General features: G+C 67.9%; 7 protein-coding genes. 1 reads left to right on the top strand and 6 read right to left on the bottom strand.

The window, feature by feature from the left end:
* On the bottom strand, positions 1-657 hold a 657-nt coding region (locus F4X11_25975; protein ID MYN68425.1), incomplete at its 3' end, for a hypothetical protein.
* A gap of 585 nt (positions 658-1,242) precedes the next feature.
* Here F4X11_25975 and F4X11_25970 point away from each other — a divergent pair.
* Entirely contained in the window at positions 1,243-1,470 is a 228-nt protein-coding gene (locus F4X11_25970) for a helix-turn-helix domain-containing protein (protein MYN68424.1), read from the top strand.
* Positions 1,471-1,565: 95 nt separating this feature from the next.
* Here the strand turns inward: F4X11_25970 and F4X11_25965 are convergent, their stop codons facing one another.
* From F4X11_25965 to F4X11_25945, 5 genes are all read right to left on the bottom strand, one after another.
* On the bottom strand, positions 1,566-2,471 hold the full coding sequence (locus F4X11_25965) for a DUF1738 domain-containing protein (protein ID MYN68423.1): 906 nt from the start codon (positions 2,469-2,471) through the stop codon (positions 1,566-1,568).
* A gap of 88 nt (positions 2,472-2,559) precedes the next feature.
* Complete coding sequence (locus F4X11_25960; GenBank protein ID MYN68422.1) at positions 2,560-3,024, bottom strand: hypothetical protein; 465 nt, start codon at positions 3,022-3,024, stop codon at positions 2,560-2,562.
* A gap of 183 nt (positions 3,025-3,207) precedes the next feature.
* Complete coding sequence (locus F4X11_25955) at positions 3,208-3,642, bottom strand: hypothetical protein (protein MYN68421.1); 435 nt, start codon at positions 3,640-3,642, stop codon at positions 3,208-3,210.
* A 243-nt stretch (positions 3,643-3,885) separates the two neighbouring features.
* Entirely contained in the window at positions 3,886-4,095 is a 210-nt protein-coding gene (locus tag F4X11_25950; GenBank protein ID MYN68420.1) for a hypothetical protein, read from the bottom strand.
* Positions 4,096-5,074: 979 nt separating this feature from the next.
* Positions 5,075-5,305 carry a hypothetical protein gene (locus F4X11_25945; GenBank protein ID MYN68419.1) on the bottom strand — a complete coding sequence of 77 codons (231 nt, stop codon included), beginning with the start codon at positions 5,303-5,305 and terminating at the stop codon, positions 5,075-5,077.
* Between the last annotated feature and the right edge of the window lie 477 nt (positions 5,306-5,782).

Below are 5,782 nucleotides of genomic sequence, written 5' to 3'. Positions count from 1 at the left end.
ATTCCAGTGCTCGGGCCGATAGCGCATGATCTCCGACGGCCGCATCCCGGTGAATGCCATCAGGCGGCAACGGACCTTGGCCTTCGATCCTGCGGCTCGCGGCTGTCCCTTGCGAACGGGCTCTCCTTGATCGGACATCGAGTCCAGGATTCGATGGACCATCTCGTACGACAGCCCGCGGGGTTCGGCCTGTGGGACGGGGAACTTCGGAACATGCCGCACTGGATTCGGGGCATCGGGACCGTCCAGGCACCGGTAGAGTGAGTGCAGTGCCTGCCGGTAGTGATTGCAGGTCGTGGCGGCGTGGGTGCGTCGAAGGTCAGCCAGAGCTCTGCGGATATCGGTAGCCTCCAGCGAATGACGGGACCGATGAGGAAAGCGTTCGGCCCACCAACCCAGTTGTCGTCGGCGCTCCCGCACAAAACGTGGTCGATGGGCGAATTGCCGCAGGAACGGCTCGATGTCGGCGGCGAGTGATCCGGCGGCGGGGGCCGTGAGTTGTAGCGCAGCGCGCGTGTCGAGGCGCCAGCGGCGCACCGTGTCCAGCGAGGTGCCGACTGGAAAGCGCTTGTAGCGCAACTTGCCAGCGGCTCGGACGTAGGCGGAGATTCGACCGCTCTCGTCGCGCCGGATGCCGTGCTCCCGGTGCCGTCGCATCGTAGTCCAGAGTCCTTTCGATTTGGCCAATGGGCCCAAGTGAGCCGGTAGCGCTTTCAGGCAGTGCTGCTGCGGATGCGCGAGGCGAGCCCGGCGACCCGGTAGTGGTCTGGAGTCGCCGGGCGAAGAACGCGTGTCAGCGGGATCGGCGGGTGCATCGTGCCGCGCGAACGCGCGCGGCGTTGGTGGCTATCCGAGACGTGGACAAGGCCAGGGCAGTCGGCCTGGACGCGCATGAGTCTCGTTTCGTTGGCGCCTGCCACGCCTCTGGCGTACGCCGAAGTGAAGGGTATCGTCGGCAGGACCGAGGTACTGCGCATGTCGAGCGTCGGCGCCGCCTGCGAGTCAATCCGGGCGCGTCGCCGTCGCCAGGGGGCCGCGTGAGTCCAGCAACTACCCGTCGGCGTGATCCCGGGTAGTGATGCGGCACACGCCCGCGCGAGGCGTCGGTGATGTCACGGGAGTCGCACGCCGGAACCCGCCGGTGTTGCGGCGCAGAGATCGTAGTGACGCACGTCCAGCTTCTGTTGGATTTCGAAATCGTAACCGCTTGGGTGAGTGGCGTGGAGACGGTACCTCTTATACATGGCGAACGACGATCTCGACGGCCTGGAAGCACTACCCGACGTACTGACGATCAGGGAACTCGCGCGCGTGTTGCGATGTTCGGAATCGACCATCAAGCGAAGATTGCGGGCGGGGGTCTTTCCGATCCCTCCCCTGCGCGGTCTCGACAAGCGCATGCGCTTCGCGAAGGCTTCCGTGCTGCGCTACCTCGACTCCGGCGCTCGGGGGAGGGCCGCCCGCAGGTAGCAACGGGACGAGACGACGTATTCCCGGATTGCTCGCTCGTGGTCGTGCTCTGCCGCGTCGCGTGCAGGGCAAGCTTTTTCTGGAGGGTTCTTCCATCAAGCCGCCTCGAGACGTTCCTCGCTGGTGGATTGTCCGAGGCTGATGTTGCGCAGCAGCCACTCGCAGATGTCGGTTGCGTCGGCGGCGGCACGCCGCACGGCGTCCGGATCGTTGCGTAGCGCCCGTATCCACGACTTGACGTAGGCCTGACCGTGGTGCGGCTCGTGGCCGAGCCGTAGCCTGTCGCCGAGCATCATCGACGAGATCTCGGCACGCAGTTCCTCGATCGCGTACGCTTCGCGGTCGTTCAGCCACTGGCGGAACACTTCCCGGTCGAGACGGCTGGGGTGCGCCGTCGCGTGCGCCAACTCGTGCAGGAGCGTCTGCTCGTAGCCCAGCCGCGAGTGGAACTGGTCCGGCAACGGCATGACGATCCGGTCGCGAAACGGCTGGTAGCACGCCTTGTCGCCGTCCTGGTGGACGATTTCGATCTTGGTGTCGGCCGCAATCTGCCGCACCACGTCGGCCGGCTCCCAACTGGCCGGCGGTCGTTCGCTGATCGGCGCCAGCTCGAGACCATCAGTCTGCTCGACGTTGAAGACGTAGTGGAAACTGCGGTACATCCGGCGCTCGGGCTCGTCGTCGGCGTCCTCGTCGGGGTTCCGCTTCGATGGCCTGCAGATCATGATGAGCGTGCCCTTTTCGCCCTTGCGGACCCAGCCGCCGGCGCTGCGGATCTGTTGGAACCCGCCCCATCTGGGGTCGGAGTAGCCCATCGCGGCGGCCGTGGCCATCAACAGGATCAGGTTGCCGCCCTGGTACTCGTGGGCAGTGTTGAAGTTGTGCGGCGTGGACATTTCGCCGGGTCGCCAAGGCTTCTGCCAAGGTGCGGTGCCTTTCTCGATCGCGTCGAGCAGCCGGTCGGCGAACTGCGCCGTGTACTTCTCCAGCCGTGTCGGCATGGCGGTCGTTCTCCTTTGCTGGTGTTCCGAGCCCAGGCTCGTCCCCTCGTTCGTTGCGGCGACTTCCGTGGGGCTCGCTGGGCGATGTCTAGGCGGGCCGGCAGCCCTGGATGAGCCGCGGCCTCGGCGCGGGTGGGGCCGCGCTGCCGGCCGGCTCGACCCGGTTCGGATGGCAGCGGTGCCACGTCACGTGGAGCATCGTTCCGTGGCCGGTCGGCCGGACCCGGCGGACCTGCGCGACGCGAAGGCCGGCTTCGATGTCCGCCTTCGCGCGGCGGAGGTCCCGGCGGAGCACGATCAGCCAGTTGCGGCGGAGGCCGATCTGGCGCGCCTTCATGGTGCTGACCCGGAGTCGCGCCCCGGGGTCGGCGCGCTCTTGGTCGGGGGTCGCGTCGATCAGGATGTCGTGGTGGCGGGACGGCTCCGTCGGCTGCCAGAACCGCCACCAGCGCCGGCTCGGCCGGCTGATCGCGGTCGCCCGCTCTATGCCTCGCTCGAGGAGGATCCGCTCGATCTCGAACGGGAGGTCGTCCAGGTCTGGCGCGGCGTTCATCGTCTCTACTCCCCTCGTCGCCTGTTCGGCCAGGCTTCGCCCGTGTCCTACCGCGCGGTCGGGGCCACCCTTGGCTAATCGGTTGGTCGCCGGCCGCCGGGCGGTCCGTGCTTCAAAGGCGTGTCGGTGTTGTCGGTCTGCTGGCGGTGCGCCAGCGTTGTGTGCTTCGGCGCCGACTTCCGATCAACGGCGCGCGTTCTGAAATCCCGCTGCTGCCGACCGGCGCTGGTGGATCTCGAACAGCTTCTCAGCCGGGTGGCCGGACCCGGTCTCCTTCTGTTGGTAGTGGCGGACGACGGCGCCGATGGCAACACTCATCACGTTGTCGAGCACGTGCTTCTGCTCCACTGGGGTCAGTGCAGCGACTACGGTCTGGCCGCCCTGCTCGTCGTCGAAGTGCTCGAAGATGATCCAAACCGCTACGGCGGCCGTGGTCTTTGGCAGTCCGAACCGCACGATCTCGGCCGGGCTGATCGGGGCGATGTGTCCGTTGTCACGGGTGCCGAGTTCGAGCAGCGGCACGCCTGCGTTGCTCGCCAGCACGGCGTCGATCAGGTCTGGCGTGCCCGGGCCGTGCGGGTCGACTAAGGTGCCGATGCCGCTCAGTTCGTGCAACATGCCTTGTCTCCTGGCTGGTGTTTACATCTGGCCCACGGCCGTGTCGGCGGCCTCGGGGCCATCGACGTGAGACCTGGGATGGAACAGACACGGCCGGACGGCCGGGCGCCGGCGTGACCGCCCGACGGCGGTCCCATGGCCGGGGGTCCGATGGCGTCGTTGATTGGGCGGCCGTGCGAGCCCGACGGCCAAGGATGCCGCTTGAGATGAACAGGCTCCGGTCGGGGGAGCTTGCTCGAAGACTCACGCCTCGTTGTACGCGCGAAGCAGCCGGCTCACGGCCTGCTCGGCGGCGCGCTTGGCCGCGACGTCGGGCGCCGCGCCCTCGCCTTCGCCTTCGCGGTTCATCATCAGCGGCTCGATCGTCGCGGCTCGCGCGGTCGCCTTCCACCGCCGCGCCGTGTCGCCGCGGCCGACCTCGGTCAGGATCGTGATCCGGTCGGGGTGTCGCATGGCCTCCTCGTGTGTCCGGGCGCTTGCCCTTCTGCTAGTTGCCTGTGCCTCGGTGGGGTGGCTGGACGGCATCGGTCGAGCGTCATGGATATGCGGCTCGCCACTGCGCCGCTGGCGTTGTTGTCGACTGTTCTTCGGCGGGGGGCCGCCCGGATCTCTCCGTCGGCGCTTCGCGCAGAACCCTATCTGGCGGAGGGTGCGTCACGTCGAACGACGACTACGGGGTCTGGATCCTCTGGCACCCGTCGGCGTGTCACCTCGGCTATCCAGACCGGCTGCCGCCGATGGGTAGTCAGGGGCGACGAAGCAGCTCGCGACCGTGGAATTGGAGGTCGGACTGCAGGACCAACGGCGGGTTCCGAGGGCCCATGCGGGCCTCAAGGTCTCCGGGTGGCTCCTTGGCTCGCTCCCCACCCCGAGATGCCGGGCGCTTGCGTCGTGGTCGACCCGCAGTGCTGGGTCTCCAGGATCTGAGCTTCTCGGCGAGGACCTATCCCTTCCGGGTCGCCGCCAGTCGCGGCCCGGAATTCGGTGCGGGAGTCGTGCGTCCGCTGACGGGCTATTCCCTTCGCCGCCCTAGGCCTGTCGATGGTCGTTCGGCCGCTGCCGTTCCTGGCGCAGTCCGGCGACGGGTGCGGAACCTGGACGTGGTCGTGTTCTGCTCCGGTTTCCGCATCGATCTCGCCTTCGACGCGCCGGGGCGCTCTGGTTCCGGTGACGGAACGATTTCTGGCGTAACCGCTGGCGGCGCGGGACGCATGATGGCGGCTCTGCGCCGTGCCGGCCGGACGCCACGGCGCGGGTTCGCCGACGCACTCTTGGCCGACGGGGGCATTGGCATCAGTTCGTGCGCTGGGATGCCACCGAGAGGGACGCGCGTGCCCAGTGCGCTCCGTCGTCTCGGTGCCGCTCGTCGTGGCCAGCCGTTCCTCCGGCGGGCGTCGCCCGTAGGAAGAGACTCGCCCAGGGGTGACCTTCGTCATCGGTCCTTGCCGTCTGCTTCGGAGCTGTCAGCGGGGACCGCTTCTGTTTCCTCGGGGCCGAGATCGTCGTCGGGGGGCGGTTCGCGTCCCTGGCCGTACAGCCAGGCGATGCGCCTGCATCGCGCCCGCTGCTCGTCGGACAGGAATTGTTTCCGCGGCCGCGGCTTGGGTCGCGGCCGCGCTCTTTCCATTGCCACCAAGAGATCCTGCTGGATCGGATCTTCCATTGTCGTTTCTCTCAAGGGCTGCCAGCCTGGTCGTCGTACGTGGTTGGCTTGCGACGAAAGTCGCCGAGACTGTTCCGGCCGTTCATCGTGAAGGCCGGGGGCGTGTAGTGTTGGTCCCGTGGGGTCGGGACGATTGACGGAAGCCTTCGTGGAGGCGGCTGGATGGGGACGCTACCCGGATGGGGGCGGACTCTGGCTGGTGGTTGGACGTTTCGGCCAACGCCGGTGGGAGGTGCTGTCGGAGCCGAACCGGGCGGCGGGCCGCTTGACCATGGCGAAGGGGCTCGGGGCGTATCCCGCTGTGGGGTTGGAGGAGGCGCGCCGACTGGCTGCCGGTCATCAACGGCTGTCCGCCAGCCGGGGTCGGCGACGCCGGGGTGCTGCCACGGGGCATCGCCTCGTGGACGAGAAACTGCGCCGGCTTGGTAGCGGCAAGATGAAAAGGGACCCCGCGGCAATCTGAAAAGGGACCCCCTG

It is taken from the genome of Acidobacteriota bacterium (genome assembly GCA_009861545.1).
Classification (GTDB): Bacteria; Acidobacteriota; Vicinamibacteria; order Vicinamibacterales; family UBA8438; genus WTFV01.
Note: the sequence above shows the minus strand (reverse complement) of the source record. Positions and strands in the feature narration are given on the sequence as shown.

Excerpts from the sequence above, each read along its gene's own strand:
- F4X11_25965 (MYN68423.1), bottom strand. The coding sequence starts at position 2,471 with ATGCCGACACGGCTGGAGAAGTACACGGCGCAGTTCGCCGACCGGCTG.
- F4X11_25970 (MYN68424.1), top strand. The coding sequence starts at position 1,243 with ATGGCGAACGACGATCTCGACGGCCTGGAAGCACTACCCGACGTACTG.
- F4X11_25960 (MYN68422.1), bottom strand. The coding sequence starts at position 3,024 with ATGAACGCCGCGCCAGACCTGGACGACCTCCCGTTCGAGATCGAGCGG.
- F4X11_25950 (MYN68420.1), bottom strand. The coding sequence starts at position 4,095 with ATGCGACACCCCGACCGGATCACGATCCTGACCGAGGTCGGCCGCGGC.
- F4X11_25945 (MYN68419.1), bottom strand. The coding sequence starts at position 5,305 with ATGGAAGATCCGATCCAGCAGGATCTCTTGGTGGCAATGGAAAGAGCG.
- F4X11_25955 (MYN68421.1), bottom strand. The coding sequence starts at position 3,642 with ATGTTGCACGAACTGAGCGGCATCGGCACCTTAGTCGACCCGCACGGC.